12 protein-coding genes are annotated in these 20116 nt (G+C 39.9%); 8 read left to right on the forward strand and 4 right to left on the reverse strand.

The genetic code is table 11. The features are described 5' to 3' along the window. The first annotated feature begins 65 nt into the window (after nucleotides 1-65). Together R2S08_RS20955 and R2S08_RS20960 are read left to right on the forward strand one after the other, a co-directional pair. Nucleotides 66-3485, forward strand: a complete 3420-nt coding sequence (locus R2S08_RS20955; protein WP_316836971.1) for a SusC/RagA family TonB-linked outer membrane protein — start codon at nucleotides 66-68, stop codon at nucleotides 3483-3485. A 21-nt stretch (nucleotides 3486-3506) separates the two neighbouring features. Next, nucleotides 3507-4892, forward strand: coding sequence for a RagB/SusD family nutrient uptake outer membrane protein (locus tag R2S08_RS20960; RefSeq protein WP_316836972.1), 1386 nt, complete (start codon nucleotides 3507-3509; stop codon nucleotides 4890-4892). Nucleotides 4893-4984: 92 nt separating this feature from the next. Here R2S08_RS20960 and R2S08_RS20965 read toward each other — a convergent pair whose 3' ends face one another. Both R2S08_RS20965 and R2S08_RS20970 read right to left on the reverse strand, forming a co-directional pair. Then, complete coding sequence (locus R2S08_RS20965) at nucleotides 4985-5272, reverse strand: hypothetical protein (protein ID WP_316836973.1); 288 nt, start codon at nucleotides 5270-5272, stop codon at nucleotides 4985-4987. A 91-nt stretch (nucleotides 5273-5363) separates the two neighbouring features. After that, nucleotides 5364-5810 (reverse strand): MauE/DoxX family redox-associated membrane protein, encoded by a 447-nt coding sequence (locus R2S08_RS20970; RefSeq protein WP_316836974.1) that lies wholly within the window; start codon nucleotides 5808-5810, stop codon nucleotides 5364-5366. A gap of 403 nt (nucleotides 5811-6213) precedes the next feature. Between R2S08_RS20970 and R2S08_RS20975 the strand changes: the two genes are divergently transcribed. Next, the gene (locus tag R2S08_RS20975; RefSeq protein WP_316836975.1) at nucleotides 6214-7689 is read left to right on the forward strand and encodes a serine hydrolase; all 1476 of its coding nucleotides are present in this window, start codon (nucleotides 6214-6216) and stop codon (nucleotides 7687-7689) included. Between the two features lie 139 nt (nucleotides 7690-7828). On the opposite strand, the gene R2S08_RS20980 is transcribed toward R2S08_RS20975, so the two are convergent. Further along, nucleotides 7829-8371 (reverse strand): hypothetical protein, encoded by a 543-nt coding sequence (locus R2S08_RS20980; protein WP_316836976.1) that lies wholly within the window; start codon nucleotides 8369-8371, stop codon nucleotides 7829-7831. A 328-nt stretch (nucleotides 8372-8699) separates the two neighbouring features. Here R2S08_RS20980 and R2S08_RS20985 point away from each other — a divergent pair, with 328 nt between their 5' ends. Both R2S08_RS20985 and R2S08_RS20990 read left to right on the forward strand, forming a co-directional pair. After that, complete coding sequence (locus tag R2S08_RS20985; protein ID WP_316836977.1) at nucleotides 8700-9008, forward strand: hypothetical protein; 309 nt, start codon at nucleotides 8700-8702, stop codon at nucleotides 9006-9008. Between the two features lie 507 nt (nucleotides 9009-9515). Then, entirely contained in the window at nucleotides 9516-10280 is a 765-nt protein-coding gene (locus R2S08_RS20990) for a hypothetical protein (RefSeq protein ID WP_316836978.1), read from the forward strand. A gap of 30 nt (nucleotides 10281-10310) precedes the next feature. Here R2S08_RS20990 and R2S08_RS20995 read toward each other — a convergent pair whose 3' ends face one another. Then, a complete protein-coding gene (locus tag R2S08_RS20995; protein ID WP_316836979.1) occupies nucleotides 10311-10550 on the reverse strand; it encodes a hypothetical protein in 240 nt (79 codons plus the stop codon). 118 nt (nucleotides 10551-10668) lie between these two features. Here R2S08_RS20995 and R2S08_RS21000 point away from each other — a divergent pair, with 118 nt between their 5' ends. The 3 genes from R2S08_RS21000 to R2S08_RS21010 all read left to right on the forward strand — a co-directional run bounded on the left by R2S08_RS21000 (nucleotide 10669) and on the right by R2S08_RS21010 (nucleotide 20113). Continuing rightward, nucleotides 10669-10965, forward strand: coding sequence for a PD-(D/E)XK nuclease family transposase (locus R2S08_RS21000; protein ID WP_316837056.1), 297 nt, complete (start codon nucleotides 10669-10671; stop codon nucleotides 10963-10965). A 644-nt stretch (nucleotides 10966-11609) separates the two neighbouring features. Then, the gene (locus R2S08_RS21005; protein ID WP_316836980.1) at nucleotides 11610-12539 is read left to right on the forward strand and encodes a hypothetical protein; all 930 of its coding nucleotides are present in this window, start codon (nucleotides 11610-11612) and stop codon (nucleotides 12537-12539) included. A gap of 182 nt (nucleotides 12540-12721) precedes the next feature. After that, complete coding sequence (locus R2S08_RS21010) at nucleotides 12722-20113, forward strand: SpvB/TcaC N-terminal domain-containing protein (RefSeq protein ID WP_316836981.1); 7392 nt, start codon at nucleotides 12722-12724, stop codon at nucleotides 20111-20113. Nucleotides 20114-20116 lie beyond the last annotated feature (3 nt).

Consider the following 20116-nt stretch of genomic DNA (forward strand, 5'->3'; position numbering starts at 1 on the left):
ATTATGTAATTTGCAACAAAAAATGGGCTTATTGAAAAATAGGTCTTTTCCTATTTTGTTGATACATGCGCATACTTACTTCTATTATTTTTACTTTGTTATTGTTAACCGGTGTATCTGCTTTTGCCCAGAAAATAACCTATGTTAAAAAAGAAGTAACCCTTGCACAGCTTTTCAAAGAGATTAAAAAACAAACCGGGTTTAATGTGATCTGGAACGAAGAAAAGCTCAACGCAGAAAAAAGTATAAGCGTAAACTTCCACGACGCCTCTTTAAATGAGGTCATGAGCAAAGCCCTGACCAATCCTTCACTCAGCTTCACCATTACCGATAAAACCATAGTTGTTACCCAAAAGGAAGTTTCTTTTCTGGATAGGATCATGAGCCCGTTCCGGGAAATTAATGTCAGCGGCGTAGTGCGGGATGAAAATAACAAACCACTTTGGGCAGCTACCATAAAAGTTAAAAATAAGAACAAGTATGTCCATACAGACAGTCTGGGCAGGTTTACTTTAGAAGGAGTACGACCTGATGCTGCGTTGGTTGTTTCCTATCTTGGTTATCAATCCAGAGAAATCCGTGCGCAAACAGATGTAGGTACCTTAAAACTGATGATGATCAGTGGAAACCTGGAAGAAGTTCAGATTGTATCTACAGGTTACCAGACTTTGCCCAAAGAAAGAGCCACTGGTTCTTTTGTTCGGATAGACAAAGATCTATTGGACCGTTCCGTTTCTACAGGCATACTTGATCGCCTGGATGGGGTAACCAGCGGTTTGATCTTTACTTCGCCGGTAACCCGGCAGGTTGGACAGAGCGCTATAGAGATTCATGGGCGTTCCACCTTATTTGGCAATGCCGATCCATTGATTGTTCTGGATAACTTTCCTTATGATGGAGATCTGAACAACATCAACCCGAATGACATAGAAACCATTACGATCTTAAAGGATGCAGCGGCAGCTTCTGCCTGGGGTACACGTTCTGGAAATGGGGTGATTGTGATCACGACAAAGAAAGGAAGCTTAAACACCGCACCGAAGATTGGCTTCAATGCCAATGTAACCTTTGGTCAAAAGCCAAATCTATATTACAATCCTCAACCCAGTACTTCAGAAGTGATAGATGCGCAGCAATATTTATACAAACAAGGAGCATATAATGTTGACATTGGGAGCGGTTATAGGGCGCTTCCTCCAGCTGTAGAACTCTTCCGAAACCCTTCTGCTCCGGATTATGAAGCGAAATTGAATGCTTTACGAAACAACTATGTCAGGAATCAACTTTCTAAATATTTTTACCAGACGAGTATCGCCCAGCAATACCAAGCCAGTGTGAGTGGGGGAGGTAAACACCAGAAATATGCACTTTCGGCCGGATATGACCATAACCTGAGCAGTACAGTAGGAAATAGCTATAACCGAATGACCTTAAACGCCAGCAATAGTTTTTACTTTTTCAAAGACAAATTAGAGCTTTCTTCTAACCTAAGGTATACTGGTAGTAAAAACAAAACTATTCCATCCCCGTTTGTATCCTATCCTTATGACCAATTGGCCGATAGTAATGGTGATCCTGTTGCTGTCGCATATATTTTGAGTTTGCCTTATACTCAAACGGCAGGGAATGGAAAATTACTCAATTGGCTGTATAAACCTCTGGAAGAATTGCAAAACAGGTATAACACGATCAAAACTAATGTAGACAATTATAGAATTAACCTGGCCTTAAGCTACAAGGTGGTTGCGGGTTTAAAACTTTCAGCGGTGTACAACTATGAAAAAGGAAAATCTGATCGAAGTACACTATATGAACAAGCGTCTTACTACACCCGAAACCTGATCAATACTTATAGCCAAATTGATCCGGTAACTGGAAAGCTAATCCGCCCTATACCTCTTGGAGATATTTATGATGGTCAGCTTACGGATAGCAAATCTAAGAGTGGGAGGCTTCAGATTGATGAAGAAGTGCATTTTGGAAAACATGCACTGAATGCTATTGCAGGGGTGGAGATTAGGGAATTGAGTACGAGCGACAGCCAAAATATATTTTATGGCTATAACTCGCAAACTGGTGCGAATCTGAATTCCAGTTTGAATTTTACAGAGGACTATCCGCTTTTCTATGGCCCAGTTGGAAAAATACCCTCTAATTATAGTTCATATGGAACAGATAATCGTTTCTTTTCTTATTATTTTAATGGTGCATATACCTATGCTGACAAGTATATAGTTTCCTTGAGCGCAAGACAGGACGAATCCAATTTATTTGGCGTGAGTACCAATCAAAAAGGCGTTCCACTTTGGAGCGCAGGATTATCCTGGGTATTGAACAAGGAGCGCTTCTATGCCATAGACTGGCTGCCTTATTTGAAATTAAGGGCCACTTATGGTTATACCGGCAATGTAGACAACAACTTGTCGGCATATTTAACCACCCAGGCTGGCTCTATGAATACAAATCCTTACAATGCTCCCTACGCAATTGTGGTCAACCCTCCAAATCCTTCTCTTCGTTGGGAAAAGGTTAAAAACACAAATTTTGGCCTCGACTTCATGACTAAAAATGGCCGGATTAGCGGAAGTGTAGACATATGGCAGAAAAATGGCATGGACCTGATTGGAAATACGAGTGTTGCTCCACAAACCGGGATATCTATGTATATTGGGAATTCAGCCAATACCCTAACTAAAGGAATGGATTTTCAAATCAGTAGCAGAAACCTAATGGGGGCCGTACAATGGAATACCACTTTATTGTATAATCATGTAACCAGTAAGGTAACTTCTTATAAGGTCTCTAACGGATCAAACTTTAATGTGATTTCTGAAAATTATAAGAATCCGCTTGAAGGATTCCCTTTTTATTCTGTGTTTAGCTTTAAATATGCAGGTTTAAATAAGAATGGTGACCCTCAGGGTTATTTGAACGGCGTGCCGACTACAAACTATGCAGATATGTTTGGTTCTACCAACCGAAAAGAACTGGTATACAATGGTTCCGCAACACCAACCAGTTTTGGTAACCTAATGAATACATTTAATTACAAAGGAGTTGGCCTTTCCTTTAACATCTCTTATAGATTAGGTTATTATTTCCGAAGAAATTCATTCACGAGCACAGGAATAGCAGGTACGGACTATTCTTATGGTGACTATGAAGCTCGCTGGCAGAAACCTGGTGATGAAAACCACACTACAGTTCCTGCTCTGGTTTATCCATCTGCGGATAAAAGAGAGGATTTTTATCGATATTCAGATATCCTTGTTGAAAAAGCAGATAACATCTGTTTAAAAGATATTCGTTTAGATTATACCTTTCTTCAAAAGTCCAGGTTGCCATTTAAATATTTAAATGTCTTTACCTATATAGATAATGTTGGGATACTTTGGCGGGCCAATCACTATCACTTAAATCCGGATTATCCCAAACGTATTCCAGAAGTAAGAACAATCGCATTTGGACTCAGAGCAGGCTTATAATAAATGAATTTAAATTATTTAATGATGAGAAAACTTAAAAATTTGATTTGTATAGCGGTACTGCTCTCCATTTGCATTGCTTGTAAAAAGTCAGATTTTCTGAATAAAAAACCAAGTAGCGACATTACTGAACCGACAACTTTAACAGATTTCCAGCTTTTGCTGGACAATACAACAGTGATGAATTCGACTGGTGGTCTGGCGCAGGCTTCTGCGGATGATCAGATCGTCAGCTATCCAACTTACCAGGCTGCTACAGCTACCGAAAGAAACGCTTATATATGGAACAAAGATGTATACGGAGGTGATACGGGAATCTCAGATTGGAATTATCCATACCAAACTGTTTTCTACACGAATATTGTACTGGAAGGCCTGGTGAAATCAGATAGTGTATCCTCTACAAAAGCCCAGTTTTTAAAAGGATGGGCATTATTTTCCAGAGCTTTTGCTTTTTATAACTTGACCCGAACTTTTTGCAAAGCTTATGATGCGGCTTCAGCTGGCACTGATCTTGGTATTCCTCTAAGGTTATCCTCTGCGGTTGATTATGTGAAGCCAAGAGCGACATTAAGGCAAAGCTTCGATCAGATCTTTGCAGACCTAAACGAAAGCATAAATTTATTGCCTGCAGAACGGCCTTCCACTAATTTAAATAGACCCTCAAAAATAGCAGCTTATGCGTTATTGGCCAGAATCTCCCTGGACATGAGAAATTATACCGCTGCGGAGCAATATGCAGATCAAGCATTAACGCTATACAGCAAACTTATAGACTACAATACCGTTAGTCAATCTTCTGACTCCCCATTTTCCAAAACCAATGATGAATTGATCTGCAACTATGGGCAAGCACCTGTTTATTCCTATCTCACCGGAAGCCATTCTAGAGCTTTAAATAGAGTATCACCTCTTTTGATCAGTCTTTATGCAGCAGATGACCTTAGACTAAGAATCTTTTATGGTCAAAGCGTAGATGTTAGTTTTTACAAAAAAAGGGGCTATAATGGAAATGGTCTATATCCTTTTACGGGGTTGGCAACCGATGAGTTGTACCTGATCAAAGCCGAATGCCTGGCCAGAAGAAACGAAACACAATCCGCAATGGACAAGTTGAACCAGCTACTGATACTTCGTTTTGATAAAAGTAAAACCTATCGTGCTGTAACGGCCTCTTCACCTGCCGATGCTTTAACCAAAGTACTATTGGAAAGAAGAAAAGAATTGGTCTGGAGAGGATTGCGGTGGCATGACCTCAAAAGATTGAATAAAGAAGGCGCCAATATTACTCTATCGCGTACATTGAATGGTTCAACCTATACTTTACCACCCAATGATCCCCGTTATGTGTTTCCCATCCCCAATGATGAGATTGCTTTAAGCGGAATAGCACAAAATCCCCGCTAATTTAAAAGAGGGTGTATCCTCTCCAGCCTGTACTGAATTTATTTCAGGACCCCGCACTCGCTAGAAGCACGTGATACACCCCCTGTATTTAATTATTGCACATACAAACCTTTATATGACGATTGAACCGAAGGTGCTGCAGGAATAGCATCAACCGAAAAAGAATTGCCCTGATTGGAGCTATAACCCAAATAACACTTATTTTCAGCAGTACCTTCACAGTTATCCTGAACTGGAATGAAATTCACTCTTTGATAAGTTGAACCATCAACAAGCACATAATAAACAATCGTAAATTTCTTTTTAGGCGTAAAAGTGGTAAAAGCACTCATGCTTAATGCAACGCCAGCTGCAAAAAGACCAAATAATAATCTTTTCATAATAAGGGGTATAAAAAATGTTGGTTAAAACTTGCTGCATTTCTTTAAACAGGGCGCAACATTTCCCTGTATCTCTCACGAAATGTCCTATTTACTTGTGTAACCGAAGCCCGGCAATGGCAAGTACAATAAATCCAAGATTGAAGAAAATATGCTGCTTCCAGCTCAGCAAGCTGATCACACCCCCGCACATGCAAGGCAATGTCGCTCCTGAATTGATCATATAGATCAAATATACCGTAAACACAAGCATCAATGCAAGTGAAAGAATAAGCCCAAGTCTTTTGGTCCTATTCACCAAGAGCAAACCACTTAAAATGGTCTCTACTGCCGGAATCAGATAGGATAGGAGCACATGAAACGGACCAAGCAATGGCGATCTCCCTAATACCTTCATAAAGCTTTCATGTGTCATCAACTTATTCGACGCGGTATATACAAAAAGCATTATAAATATAAAGGTAATCACATCGAAAATGATTTCCTTTTTTTTTGTGGAGAGCGATAAGGCCGGTTTTTTATTAAATGTTGTTTCCATATCTTTAATATCAGGACTCAATTTAGTTTAAAATTCCATAAATAAATTTGGAATAAATGTATCATTTCAAACATCAAATAAGATTTTATTTAACAAAAGATAACATTAGCAGACTTAAAAATATCGAAAGGATAAGCCATGGAAAGCCTGGGTATAAGTTGTAGGAGCAGCGTTGTTGTCTAATTCCAGTTTTAAATTATCGAAATTGGCGAAGAACCGTTCCTCCTTAAATAATCATATTGTGCCTCATAATTGAGCTGACTATGTCCCGTTTGAAAACTTGGCTTAAAAACAGGGCTAATAATGAAGGGTTAATAGCAAAAAACAAATATATATTTGCCATAATGCAACAAATAAATGGAGTCTTAGTCTTATTAACGATATGTACTCAACCGACATCTTCATGATAACCAAGCCAAAAGCCCTGACTCTTTTTATATTACCGATTGTATCTTTCCTGGTTAACATCAACGCCATAAAAGCGCAGGTGCCCATAGATAGTATAAAAAAGGTCATCCAAAACGAGGTAGCTGGAAAAAGAAGCAAAAGCATCACAGTAGGAATTGTGAACATGGGAGGTAAACAGGTCTTTGCAGAAGGCATTAAAAGCGATGCAGATCCATCACTCCCTGATGGCAATACGATTTATGAAATAGGCTCCATCACAAAGGTGTTCACCTCATTGGTACTGTCCAAGTTGAGTTTAAGGCACGAGCTCAACCTGAATGATCCCATTTCCAAATATTTGCCTGCAGATGTAAAAAGCCCTTCCAAAAACGGTAAGGAGATTTCTTTACTTAGCCTTTCCACCCATAGATCCGGTATGCCACGCTTCCCATACAATGTTGACCCGAAGAATCTAGATCAGACCTATCAGGATTACACTGTAAAAGAACTTTATCAGTACCTATCAACTTTTAAACCACCCTATGAAATCGATAGCAGGTGGCGGTATTCAAACGTGGGCTACGGGATACTGGGAAATATGCTCTCAGTCATCGAAGAAAAAGACTTTGAAACGTTGATCCGAGACGAAATCACTATCCCCTTGCATCTAAATAATACCCTTATAACCCTATCAAAAAAACAAAAGGCTAACCTGGCCATTGGCCACGCAGAAACAGGAACCCCAGTAGGGCTTACAGAACTTGGCGCGATTGCACCAGGAGGCGCACTGTGTTCAAGCGTTGATGACTTGCTTGAATTCGCAGCAGCAAACCTGGCCCTTAAACAAACGGACCTTCTTCCCGCAATGGAACTAACTCATAAACTGCAGGCTAAAAAGGATGGAGATAATACCTATACCACAATGGGCTGGACACTTGTAGATAGCACAGGAAATGTTCTGTTCAAAGACGGAGGAATGCCAGGATACACAACTTTTATCGGAATAGATAAAAAGAACAAAATCGGCGTGGTGGTACTCTCCAATTCCAACAACACGGTGACTGATATCGGTAGATACATCCTGGAGCCAGGCCGTAAAATCAATCCATACCAATACAGCTGGTCACTTTTGGATACTTTGAGGTCAACCTACAAAAACAAAGGCATAGATGCCACACTTAGCTTGTATGGAAAGCTCAAAGTAAAAAAAGATAGCGGGCTCACTTTTAATGAAAACCAATTAAACTACCTGGGAAACGAACTTAGGACGAACAAAAAAATAAAAGAAGCCATAAAAATATACCAACTCAACCTCAAAGAGTATCCAAACAGTCTGTTGGCACTTGAAAGCCTTGGCGAGGCCTACAGACGAACTGGGGAGCTGCAAAATGCAAAAAACTGTTTTGAAAAGGCACTCTCCTTAGAACCACAGAATGAACACTGGATCTTCATACTAGGAAAACTCGACAGCAAAAAAATAAATAAGAGTTGAATTTATTCATAGGTTGTATGTTTTTTAACCTGGCTGATGTTCAGATTCTTCAGGTATTGTACAGCAACCCTAGTTGTTTTTGACATTTAAAAAATAAACGTGCGGAGCTAAACCCAAAACAGATCAAGTTACACTCCTGTTATTTGCTTGATTCAGTGGAGTTAATATCAAATATTGACATTAAATCACTGTCCAAATAAAGAGCAGTTTCTTTTACCGTTGGGATATCTCTGATCTCATTTCGTTTATATATGGCCATTGGTATTTCGACCGGCGCGTATTGATCTCTAATTTTAAAACTGATACCGCTAACTATTACCATATAACTCTTATTTTTCACCTCAACAGATACGTACGCATGCATTGGAGCTTTGAGTGTGCTGGTAATACCTTCCAGTTTAGCTCCTTCTTTCACTTTTACATAGTGGTCAGATAATTCACCCGTCAACCTCCCATCAGACAAAGTATCTATAATCTTGAAATTCTTTACGGAACTCAGAAACCGGTTTAGTTCTTTGCCAAGCTGATCTTCGTTCAACTTTGATTTATACATTTTCCTAAAAAAGAGCTTGGCATCTTTTAAATATATAGAGGTACCGTAATAGTTCAATTCTTGGGATTTTGTTCTTTGAGCATACGATGAGAAAGGCAGTAAAATGATTAAGAGCAGAATATATTTCATAACGAGCTTTTTTCCAAAGTTAAATGGTTAATTGTAAAAGTGTATGATAATTGTAAAAGAAGTTTATAGACTATTAGGAGAAGAAGCCAACAGTCATCAACATTTGGTGACCCTAGGTAGCCATTAGATTGATGTTGTAAAAATTATTTATCTGTAAATCAGTATTGTGTGTTGTTTTAGGCTCTTTTTTGTTGAGAAAAATCGCAATATTTGGCCCTAGGGCGCTGACAGTTGTGGTCCAAGTTGAGGCTTATTGCGATGTTTTTAATAATGTAATAATGGGTACTAAATATTAGGATTTTTTGGGGATGACAAATACAGAAATAAAATGAAAAATAAAGCACAAATTATTATTTTAGGGATAGGTTTCGCCTTCTTTATTGGATGGAACTTCTTTATGCTGAAAAAAAATAATAAAGAGAATTTGTCTTACAAATTTAACGGTATAGTCGAAAGCGTAAACTATGATGTAAAAGGCATTCCTAGTGTTGTAATTCAGGGAGATGAGTATTATTTAAGTGGCGGCTGGAATTTTGAGCATCTTATAGAAAAAAGAGATTCTTTGCAGAAGAAGGAGGGCGAAATGGTCGTGAAGTTGATAAAAAGAGACCGGAAAATTTATATTTTCAAAGATTGAAGGCTTTTTCTATTGTATTCATTTCACTCAATAGTGAAATAAACTGAAGCAAATGAAATTAGTAGTTGTGTGCGAATTGCAAATTATGTTTAAAATGAATTAATTGAATACGTATGTTGAAAGAGAATGAACGACAAGGTTTAGATATAGATACGTTTAGATACCATACAGGCAAATTTAAGTTGTCTGGAGATGGCGCCACAATAGTTGGAGGAGGATCGATTGTTGGAAGTTAATCTGTAGATGATATTCATAATCTGACATATCAAATTTTTGGTATGGGGTTGGCTATGGTGCGAAATATACAGGTGGTTATTCACAAACTCATACACAAACATCTCCATTTCTTATATTTGTAAATATGATTGGACTGGTACTTACCTCAGATTTTGGTGGATATAAACGGAATCGTTATCAAAAAGTATATAGATAGTGGTCAGCATTCTTGTCCCCCAGGATTGACCACCCCAAGCCGTAAAATATCACAAACTAACCAAAAAGAACATAATGGAACAAACAATTGACATTCAGAAACCAACCGAAAAAATTTACAAAGACAGAGCAATTTGGCTTGGGACATTTTTAGGTGGACCTCTAGTTGCCGGTTATTTCATTGCCGAAAACTTTAAAGTTTTTGGCGAATATGATAAAGCAAAAAAAACTTGGATTTACACAGTTATTGCAACAATAATACTTTTCGGAGGGATATTTTTAATCCCAGACAATGTAAAAATTCCAAATCAAATTATTCCGTTAATTTATACTGGTATTGCCTCCTATTTACTTAAACACTTTCAAGGGCAAAATATTGAAATTTATATAAATTCAGGTGGGGAATTTTTCAGCTGGTGGCGGACAGTTGGTATCGGACTAATCGGTCTTGTAATAACATTTGTATTGATTTTTGGTTTTGCTTTATTGTCAGACACAACTTCGACCGTTGGGACAAACACCCATACTTATGGAATAATGAAGCACGAAATAGCCTTTGACAAAAATAATATTTCAGAAAGCGAGGTAAATAAAATTGCTGACGGATTAATTAAGACAACTTTTTTTGACGATGCCGTAACAAAATATGTTTATGCTAAAAAAGTGAATAACAACTTTGAACTCTCAATTTCGTGTGATAAATCTGTAACAAGTAGTTCAGCTACATTAGCCCCCTTTATACAATTAAGAAATAATTTACAAACTCTATTTCCTGACAACAAAATAGTTTTTAATCTTGTGGTTGATAAGCTTGATAATGTTGTAAAACGACTTGAATAATAAATAAGAGTTATTAATACATTCCTCTTTTCATCTATCTTTATTATGATTTAAAGCAGCCCTTTTTCTTTCTTTTACATCTTCTGAAACCCCGAATGAAGTATCACCATCACTCTTATCCTCCAAAAATAAAAGTACAATCAGAGAAATTACTGGTATAAGGAATGAAATAAAAAACCAGAACCAAAAACTTCGTCCCTGAGTTCTTGCAAAAATACCTGCGATGGTTTGGGGCAATAGAAGAACAAGTAAGATCAGTATTTCAGCCATAGCAGTTTGATTAATATGTTTGTTTATATGGATGAACAAAAATATTAATCAAATCCAAATCCTTTCAATATTTGTATAATATTATTGTGTGGTGTAACCACCATTAGGAAAAACTTCTATTAATGAACACTACGGCAACAACAAAGAAGAAGGTTCTGCAATATTTGATTTGCTTTGTACCGGAGACAAGGGTGAAAAGTTTCTGATAGAAGTGCAAAATGGCAAGCCAGGTAATTTTTTCTTGGGTGCAGAGCCGAGTAGGTGTGGGCTTGGGTTCCCATGCCAGACTAATCAAAACCATTCAATTTCTTTTCAATTCTATTCAAAACCATTCAGGGCTTATTGGGTGGTAGGTTCTTGTTTTTTAGGTATTTACATTTGGTTTATGGGGTTTGTTTTACGCTTTAAAATTTAAATTATCGGAACGTATAAAAAAGGAATTCCTGGCTTTTTTCCGGCCTACAGCAGATGGCTACCAGCTAGGTATTGGATAGGGGTTAGATTCGTATTGTATTCGATGAAATGGCTATTTATCCTTAAGGAAATGTCCATAAGGGCACATTGCCGCAGTAATCTGGCTATAGAAACGCTATAAAGGCCGTTTTAAAACTAAATCTTTTACTAATAAATAAGAATATCATGGCAAAAATATCTAAAGGTATTTTGGGGTATTTTTATTTGAAATTTACTTCAAAATATTTATTTACAGATTTTATGAAATTTTTTATTTGGAAAAATTATCGCTATTTCTTCTTGATTAATGGATTGCTAGATTTATTTTAAAATACAACCTGTAGTTGTTGTGGTAATAAAAAAATAGATTGAAGTTTAAGTTGATAAAGAAATTGCTCAGTTTTTCGGATGTTAAGTCTGATGCTTTATACGTTATTATGCTATGTGGAAAAAAAATGGGTTAATTATTTTTATTTATTAATTTAAACTTTAATTATTAACACTCTACATGAAAATAAATTTTTTAATGCTCATTCATCACAATAGTTATTGTGATGGCTATTGTGATAATAGCAGGTTTCTAATTCAGTCTTTTGTGTCAATTCTATGAATAATATTCAATTCGATAGAGGACGAAATCCAGAAGCTGTTTTTTTTCCGGGGAAAAGGGAAAAGATCATAATTGTTGGCTGCAATGACGATCAGAACCTTGCTGTTATTTTTAATAATTTGAGGAGAAATCCATGTTACGAGCATTTTATAATTTCTGCCACAAGAGTTTCAGATCTTGTTTCCAGTATAAAATCACAAAATCCAGATTTGGTTATTCTTTCTTTCGATAATAATCAACTTGTACTAAATCGGTTGTATGGATCGGAAAAAGCAATGGCTATACCGTTCTTGTGTTTAACTAAAGATCAGGAACATCTGTCATTGTATTGGTCGGCCAACCAGATTGTATTTACCTATCCTTTTGAATGTTTAGGAAATAAAGACTTTCTGAGCCCCAGGATCAACTCCATTTTTCTTCAGAGAGAAGAACAAGTATCGGCCATGTTGAGTCGGTCACTTGCCTCGACGGTGATCCAGCAAGAGCAAACATCGTATCATCAAAGAGATTTAAGTCGGTATACCTTAGAGTTGAATCAAAAGGTAGATACATTACTAAGAATAAAGAACCGGATTACGGCGCTTTATCCAGATGTAGATGATAAGACGAGAAACGAATTGAGTTCAATTGTCAGTTCAATAAAAATTACAACAAACGATCATAAAATATGGGACGATTTTAAGTTGTATTTCGAGCATACAAACCCTAACTTTTTATTAATCCTGCAAAGAAAATATCCAACCCTTACCTCAATCGATTTAAAGTATTGTTGTTATTTGAAAATGAACATGTCCAATGACGATATCAAAAATCTTTTAGGAATTAATCAGGAAAGTGTTCGTACACATAAGTATCGATTAAAACGAAAGATGTCACTTTCAAAAGATCAGGATTTGTGTTGTTACCTAAAGACTATCGAATCCTAAATCAAAGAATACTTCATGTCTACGATTTGTGCATGCTTTGGCTGATGGCTTGTGTATGAATGGTATACACCTGAATTTAGGATGTCCAAGCCCTTATCTATAGATTTACTTATTGCCTGTTACACAGGTGGTTTGAGTGAAAACTATTGGATGATCAGCATCAATATATTTAATTAAAGCGCATGAGTCAAAATACAGTTGCAGAAATAAAACCGGTCGAGGTTCCGGGACTTTCTCTACCAAAAGGCGGAGGGGCCATCAAGGGAGTCGGCGATACTTTTAAATCCAATATGTTTTCAGGAGCCGGAAATTACAGCATTCCTTTGCCGGTTTCCTCCGCCCGTGGGTATGAACCCGAATTGGCGGTGAATTACAGCTCTGGCGCGGGCAATGGAATTTTTGGATTGGGTTTTGAGCTTTCCTTACTGAAAATAAGTGTTAGGACGGATACGGGAATTCCTGCATACCAAGGCGAAGATAATTATCTTGTTGGTCCTGAAAAGCTGGTGAGGAAAGACATTGCTCCTTATATTTCAGGCTCTTTTACTGTGTATGAATACCTGCCCCTTGTGGAGGGAAATTTTGCGCTGATCAAACAACTGGTCAAAACAGACAAAAGTGAAAGTTACTGGGAACTCATTTCCGCGGAGAACGAGCTCAAAGTATTTGGAAAGAGTGCAGCTGCCAGAATCTCGGATCCTGACGACCCGTCCAGAATATCCGAGTGGTTGATGGAAACATCCCTTGATGCTAAAGGAAATATCATAAACTATTATTATAAATCTGAGAATGAAGAAAATGTAGGAAACGAAATATGGGATAAAAATCATTTTTTTAATAATAAATATATCGCATCGATTGAGTACGGTAATTATCTGGATGCGGCAAAAGTTGTTCGATTTGGCTTTGAGATCATCTTCGATTACGGACAATACGATATTTCTGGTTTAGCACTGGGGAATAAAAATCCTTACCTGCCTGTAAAAGAATGGGACTGCAGACCAGATCCATTTTCTTCCTTTAGGAGTGGCTTTGAAATACGGACTTGCCGGCTTTGCCAGAATATACTGATATTTCACCATTTTGAGAAGGAACTGGGCGCTGCGCTATTGGTGAACTCGCTTTCTTTTGAATATAACAACACCGGTAGTTACGGGAGCGCTTTACCTGGCATTTCGATACTGAACAAGGTGATACAAAAGGGCTATAGCCGGGCGGGAAAAGAGGCTGAAGCAGTTTACCAGGAACAGCACATTCCGGAGCTCGAGTTCGGTTTTTCCGAATTCAATCCCCCACGGATACCTGAATTTAAAACCCTGACGGTAGAGGGGCAGGGGATACCGGGGAAGTTGAATGCCGGTATTTACCAGTCTGTTGATCTTTATACAGAAGGCATTCCTGGCATACTTTACCACGATGATGTCTCGCTTCTGTATTTTGAACCTCTGGGCGATGGGAGGTATGCTGCGCCGCAATCTCCAGGGCTGTTTCCTATAAACCGTGACTTGTATGGGGGATCAACCTCACTTTCGGACCTTGATGGTAACGGAGAACTGTCGCTTGTGGTCCGTAATCGTCAGCAGGCGGGGTTCTATAAAAAAACTCCTGCTGGTGCCTGGAAAAATTATCAGCCGTTCGAACGTTTTCCTGAAGGCATTTCTGAGCTTACGGAAATCGTAGGATTGAACAGTGACGGGAAGCATGATCTGGTACTCAAAGAAACCAAAGATCTGTTGCTGTATAAATCTCTGGGAGAAAGGGGATATGCCAATCCGCGAAGGGTCCCTATACAAGAATCCTTCCCAACGGTTATCGCTGGCGACAGGCAAACCTATGTGGGATATGCCGATTTATTTGGAGACGGATTGTCTCACCGGGTGAAAATCACTAACGGAAATCTGGAGTGCTGGCCAAATCTTGGATACGGAAGGTTCGGAAAGAAGATCACTTTTGGCAATGCACCTCAATTTAATGCGGGGTTTGATACTTCCGCTTTGTTGTTTGCTGACGTTGATGGTTCGGGAACCATAGATATTGCTTACACCTATTCGGACCGGGTGGAACTGTTTCTCAATCAAAGTGGGAATTGCTTTTGTGACCCTATAACTGTACATCTTCCAGAACTGTTTACGGATATTGATTCTATTTATTTTGCAGATGTATTAGGGAATGGGACGTCTTGCCTGGTTTTTACAAAGATGGGCCCCGTTCCTGTGCACTATTACTACGAATTTGCCGGTGAAATCATGCTCGATGGACAATTGGTCAAAAGTATGAAGCCTTATTTGCTCAAGGAAATAAACAATAATCTTGGAACTGTTACGCAAGTCTTTTATTCAAGTGCTGTTAAATTTTACCTGGAGGACAAGAAGGCTGGAGATCAATGGGCCACCAGGCTTCCCTTTCCTGTACAGGTAGTAGAAAAGACAGTAACGCTCGATCGTATTTCCGGAAGCAGATATACCAAGGTTTATAAATATCATGAAGGGTATTATGATTTTGCTGCGAAGACTTTTAATGGGTTTGGCTATGTCGAGTCCTGGGACACCGAAAATTATCAGGATTACGAAAACAATTCGCGTATAAACGGACTGGAAGTAATTGACCGCACCTGCTACGTCCCGCCGGTTTATACACGTACCTGGAGCCTGACGGGAGCCTATTTTGACTATGGTATTGTCTCAAAACAATACAAACAGGGTTATTACAAGGGAGACAGCAAGGCTTATGATTTTCCTGACCCGGTTATTGATCCGGCAATTTATGCCTGTGATGTAGAAACAGTACAGCAGGCCTACTCTTCATTGAAGTCGCAGGTTATCAGAACAGAGGTATATGCGCTGGACGGTACACCCGAATCGGTGAATCCTTATACTGTAGAAGAGTCTAACGCCCTGGTGAAACTTTTTCAGAAAAAGGGTGACAGGAAATATGCTGTGTTTATGGTCCAGGGCCGGGAAAGTATCTCCTACCAATATGAGCGGAATCCAAACGATCCCAAAATAGAGCAACAATTTACGCTGCAGTCTGATGCTTTTGGAAATACTCTGCAAAGCTGCAAGGTGTTTTTGCCCCGCCGTGCGCAAACAGCTGAGGGAGTTGTGATATATCCAGAGCAGCGTTGCTTAAGCGGGATACTTAGCCTCAATGCATTCGTAACACCTGTGCCGGTTGTAAATGGCAATCAGGTCAACTGGTTTAAACTGCCCTGGGACCAGCAAAGCCTGGAGTTGAATGGACTTGACCTGAACAACAACATGTATTTTTCCTTTGCTACCATCTATGAGGAGGCAGAAACTGCTCTTAAACACACCATTGCTTATGGTGAGCCCTTTGGGACAGGTTTGCAGGCCCGCACGCTGAAATGGAACAGGAGTTATTTCTGGGATGAAGGACAGCAGCAGTCGAAATCTTTTTTGCCAGGAGGACAGACGGGTTTGCATGCGCTTAAACACCATGCTGAAGTCGCTGAATTTACGCCTGCATTTTTAAAAGCTGTGTACGCAGGCAAGCTTACAGATGAGTTCGTATTTGCCTCCGGCGGGTATTTTTTTGATGAGAATTCAGGATACTGGTGGAATAAAGGGCTGGTCCAGTATTACTATGGACTGGAACCAGAAGAGGAAACGAACTTTTACCTGTCCTATAAATTTGAAAATACTTTTGCAGCCGATACACAGGGTAAGGCCACCCCTCAGGACAGTTCACTGTGCTCGGAAACTTCGCTGCAGTATGACGAATATTACCTGAATGCTGTAGAAACGATACAGTTGGGCAACGGAGGGGTCACTTTTGTAAACCAGGTAAAAATTGATTACAGCGTAGGCGCCCCGTGGGAATTAAAGGATATTAACAATAACATCAGTCAGGCCCTGTTCGATCCTCTGGGACAGGTGGTTGTTACTACGTTGTATGGTATGCAGGAAGGGGTGTTAACAGGTGGAATGACACTTTATCCGGATGGGGCAACACCTTCAGAATATAAGTGGCTGGAGCATGCATCATTCGATAAGATACTGGCTGAGCCGGAAAAATACTTGCAAGGTGCTACCAGTTATTTTTACTATGATATGAATGCCTGGAAGGATAAACAGCAGCCGGCTAGTTCGGTGAATCTCCTCCGGAATAATTATTATCATTCTGAGCGCCCGCAGACCGGTCCTTACTGTCAAATCCAGATCAGCTATACCGATGGTCTGGGAAGAGTTGCAGAGAAAAAGTTGAAAGCAGGAACTCCTGAAGGATGGCTGGCCGACAGCAGGATCGTATATAACAACAAAGCGGAACCGCTGGAAAAATACCTTCCTTATTTTACGGATATTCCATATTATGTAGCGATTGGTGAACTTGATGTACTTCCGCCAACGGTCATGCATTATGACCCTTTAAACAGAGTGATCCGCACAGACAACTCCAAGGGTTTTTTCAGTAAGGTGAAATTTACGGCTTGGGAGGAAAGACACTATGATGAAGACGATACCGTAAAGGATTCGCAATATTATATCAACTTTTTTAACAATTATCCAGAAAATCCGACGCAGCAGCAGAAAGATGAAAAAGATGCACTTGATAAGGCTGCTGTTTTTTTTAACACACCAAATGTTAAAATCAGCGATAATCATGGGGCGATCTTTCGCGATATCCAGATTCAAAGTACAGGTGAAGAACTGGTTTCTTTTTATCAAACTGATATACAAGGACGAAATATCCTGGCAATAGACCCCAGACTGTTTGCCGCTAATCTAAATGAAGGGACAGATTATTACAATTTCCGGTACATCTATTCCATGAACTCGCTGGAAGATGATGATGAAAATGCGGCACACAAACCGGTTTACATTAACGGCGCAGATGGGGGCATTCAGATGCATTTTGGCAACATTTTTGGCGCGCAGTTAATTTCCTGGAGTGCACGGAACTATTGTCAGTTGATTACTTATGACAGGTTACAGCGAAAAAAATCACTGAGCATTAAAAAGCCTTCGGAAAATGCAGAGGTTTTCAATACCGTGGAAGTTTTTACTTACGGTGATGACCTGGTTTCAGAGGGATGGACCCAAAAGGCACTGCAAGACAATAACCTCATCGGTGAGCTTTACCAGCTGAATGATCTTTCCGGAATTGTAAAAAATGCCTCTTATAGTCTGCAAAAGGAAATACTTGAGGTGTCCAGGCAAATGACCAGGGTCTATGATCAACCGGTCAACTGGAACCCAGGTTCTAAACCTGACCTGGAGGCCGAGATATATGTCATCAAATCAACCTACAACTCGGTGAAACAGCTGATGGTGGAGACCGTTCCTGATGGTTCTTTGATCACCAATACCTATAACCCGACCGGACAGCTGCAGGCTATACTCTTGCAAAAAGCAGGGGAAGCGCAGCAACCGGTTATCACAGATATGGTATACAATGCAAATGGTCAGAAAACGATTGTTCATTACGGGAATGGCATTCGCACGGTTTACGATTACGATGAACATTTATTTTACCTGACCAATATCAAAAGCACGCGAATTGCCACAGACGGAAAACAGGAGGTGGTACAGCACTTAAACTATACCTGTGATCCGGCGGGGAATGTAACCAGAGTTTGGGATTATACGACTGAAATGGTTTTTAACAACAACCAAAAAGTTGATCCAATGACCGACTATCTTTACGATGCCCTGTACCGTCTGATCAGGGCGAATGGGAGGCAGCACGAAGGTATTACTGAAAATACCTTTCGGAACAACCTCGCAGAGGGGGATTTTATGCAGTCTAAATTCAGTCAGCTACCCTCTTTAAATGATGCTGATAAGCTGGAGAACTACCAGGAGATTTATACCTACGATAATTCTGGTAATCTTATCCGGAAACAGCATATAGCCGCTTCTGCCAGCTGGACGAGAAATACGGAAGTTGAAAAAAACTGTAACCGCCTGATTAATCAGGACTATGACGAGTCTGGAAACATGCGGTCCCTCCAAATAAATAATGCGGTGAGCCTGTCATTCAATTGTTGTGAAAATTTGGTGAAAGCCGCTGTAATTGAACGGCCGGACGAACCCGACGACTGCGATTATTATCTTTATGATAGCCAGGAGCAGCGCACCAGGAAGGTGTCTCAGCGTATGGCATATGGTGGGAATGTTTCCTTTATTGAAGAGAAAACATACTTTGGGAATTACGAGATAAAACGCAAATACAAGACAGATGATCCATCTGCATCTTATTTCTACAGGCAGTCCATCAAGATAAATAACGGGGATGTTACTGTCCTGATTGTTGAAACCGTTACCAAGGACAGCCAGCACTCCGAAAATGAAGGTCATACGCAATACAGGTACCAGCTGAGCGACCGTTTGGGCTCGATTTCTATGGAGCTGGATATTCTGGCGAAGATGATCAGCTACGAAGAATATTTTCCATATGGGGGAACGGCAATTATCGCGGGAGAAAACCAGGCTGAAGTGAGTGCGAAGGAATACCGTTATTCTGGAAAAGAATGTGATGACAGTACCGGGCTTTATTATTATGGGGCCAGGTATTATGTTTCCTGGCTGGGCAGATGGCTGAACCCCGATCCCGCAGGAACCGTTGACGGAATGAATCTGTATGCTTTTGTGAAGAACAACCCGGTTACACATGCTGATTTTGAGGGGAAATGGATTTTTGTGCCGGCGGTGATAGGAGGTGGTACTACGGCCTATATGAGCTATAAGATTGCCTCGGAGAAAGGCTATACGGGCATGGAATTAGCCAAGTTGACACTGGCGGGTGGGATTTTTGGTGCTGCAACCGGGCATGCAGGAGGAGCGATTGCCGCTTCATCAAAGTTTATGGCTCAAACTGCCTCAATGGCTTTTACCTCGACAGTTACTTCCGGGGCGCTTTCTTATGCGAGTTCGGGGAAAGTGGATACGGTGACCAGCCTGGGTGGCATTTCCATTAACTGGGCGAATAAATCGGTTAGTTATCCCTTTAAGCCAGGCAATTCAACAATGGATAATCTTTCCTTGCTTGCCGGGCTCTCCGCGAATGCTACTGACGTGGTTTCGTTGTATAAAGGCGGAATGAATGTTAAGTTGGTAACCGAATTTGATGCCAAGGCAACAGCTTCCGGTAATGTCGATCTGATAGGGCATTCTGCGATTGTCAGCAGCAAGGGCGGGATAAACATTTCCGTTGGCCCGCAGACACCTTTTTTTCATAAAGGGCTTCCAATTTCCCAGCAGTTTTCGGAGCTCTTTACTTCGAAAGGAGGAAAACTCTGGCCGAATTATTATGGAACTAAAGCCGGCTGGACAGTACCCGTTTACAATGTAAATAAGGAGATACTCTCTAAAATCTCGGCGAATATAGCCAGTGGCAAAGATGCCCTGGGTTCTTCGCTTCTTTACTCGGGAATAACCAACAGTTGTGTGGGGCACACTTCAGATGCCTTGATGAGGGTAGGCGTAGCACCTTTCATGAGCATGGGCTTACATCCTTTTACTTTACATGCATTTATAGTGGCCCGGCATATGGGTATAATTTACAATCCGTACCAGCAGGTGAGGTCAAATCAACAACATGATGCGCTAAAATGATAA

This window comes from Pedobacter nutrimenti, assembly GCF_032678445.1.
GTDB classification, from domain to species: domain Bacteria; phylum Bacteroidota; class Bacteroidia; order Sphingobacteriales; family Sphingobacteriaceae; genus Pedobacter; species Pedobacter nutrimenti_A.